General features: G+C 67.3%; 2 protein-coding genes. Both read left to right on the forward strand.

The genetic code is table 11. The features are described from left to right. The first annotated feature begins 63 nt into the window (after window positions 1–63). Window positions 64–375 (forward strand): transposase, encoded by a 312-nt coding sequence (locus ACH442_RS48035; protein ID WP_396344928.1) that lies wholly within the window; start codon window positions 64–66, stop codon window positions 373–375. Beyond that, window positions 372–1,259: an IS3 family transposase gene (locus tag ACH442_RS48040; protein WP_396344929.1), complete on the forward strand. Its 888-nt coding sequence runs from the start codon at window positions 372–374 to the stop codon at window positions 1,257–1,259. The genes ACH442_RS48035 and ACH442_RS48040 overlap by 4 nt, the downstream gene beginning before the upstream one ends. Window positions 1,260–1,292 lie beyond the last annotated feature (33 nt).

The following is a 1,292-nucleotide window of genomic DNA, read 5'->3' on the forward strand; positions in this document are numbered from 1 at the left end:
TGAGGTTCCCCCTCGGGACCGGACATCTCGAAACCAGACAGCAGTCTGGGGAAGGATGTCCCGGTGCCTCGTCCCTCGAAGTATCCCGAGCAGTTCCGTAAGGACGCCGTCGATCTGGTCCGTACCTCGGGCCGGACGATTCGTGACGTCGGCCGGGAACTCGGCGTCAACCACGAGACCCTGCGGAACTGGGTCAGCGCCGCGAAACGCGCCGAGCACGGCCCCGCAGTCGTCGACGGCGGCGTCGGCGGGCAGGTCAGCCCGGCCGAGCGGGAGGAACTGAACCGGCTGCGCAAGAAGGTCGCCGAGCTCGAGTTGGAGAAGGAGATTCTCCGCAAAGCGGCCCAGTATTTTGCCAAGGAGATGGGTCGTTGATCCACCGCTACCGGTTCATCTCCGAACACCACGCCGTCTACGGCGTCACGCGGCTGTGCCGTGTCCTGGCGGTCAAGCGCAGGCAGGGCTACTACGAGTGGCTGGCCGGCGAACCGGCCCGGACAGAACGCGTGCGCGCGGAGGAGCAGCTCACCGACCAGATCCGGGCCATCCACGACCAGCACAAGAACGCCTACGGATCACCACGGGTCACCGCCGAGCTGCGCCGGCAAGGCCACCGGGTCAACCGTAAACGCGTCGAGCGGATCATGCGAGAACGCGGCATCGCCGGAATCACCCGACGGCGCCGCCGGTCGCTGACCCGGCAGGACACCACCGCGGTCCCGGCACCGGACCTGATCCGCCGCGACTTCACCGCCCCCGCCCCAGGCCTGCGGTTCGTCGGCGACATCACCTACCTGCCCACCGGTGAGGGCTGGCTGTATCTGGCGACCACGATCGACCTGTTCAACCGCGAAGTCGCCGGGCACGCCATGGCCGCGCACATGCGCACTGAACTGATCAGCGACGCCGTCGAGCTGGCGCACCGCCGTGGCCTGGTCCGTCCCGGCGCGATCTTCCACAGCGATCGCGGCAGCCAGTACACCTCGAAGGACTTCCGCACCACCCTGAACAGGTTGAAGATGCGCCCGTCGATGGGCCGGGTCGGGTCCTGCTACGACAACGCGGTCGCCGAGTCGTTCTTCGCCGCGCTGAAAGCCGAGATCGGCACCCGCGTCTGGGCCACCCGCACCCAGGCCCGCCAGGACGTATTCGCCTACATCAACTACTACAACGCACAGCGACTGCACTCAACCAACGACCTGCGCACCCCGCGCGAGACCCGTGTCTGTTACCGTCCACCCATCGCCCTCGCGGCATAAAACCCTGGTGTCCGATCCCGGGGTGGAACCTCA

Origin of the sequence: Actinoplanes sp. NPDC020271, assembly GCF_044388125.1 — a bacterium.
Classification (GTDB): domain Bacteria; phylum Actinomycetota; class Actinomycetes; order Mycobacteriales; family Micromonosporaceae; genus Actinoplanes.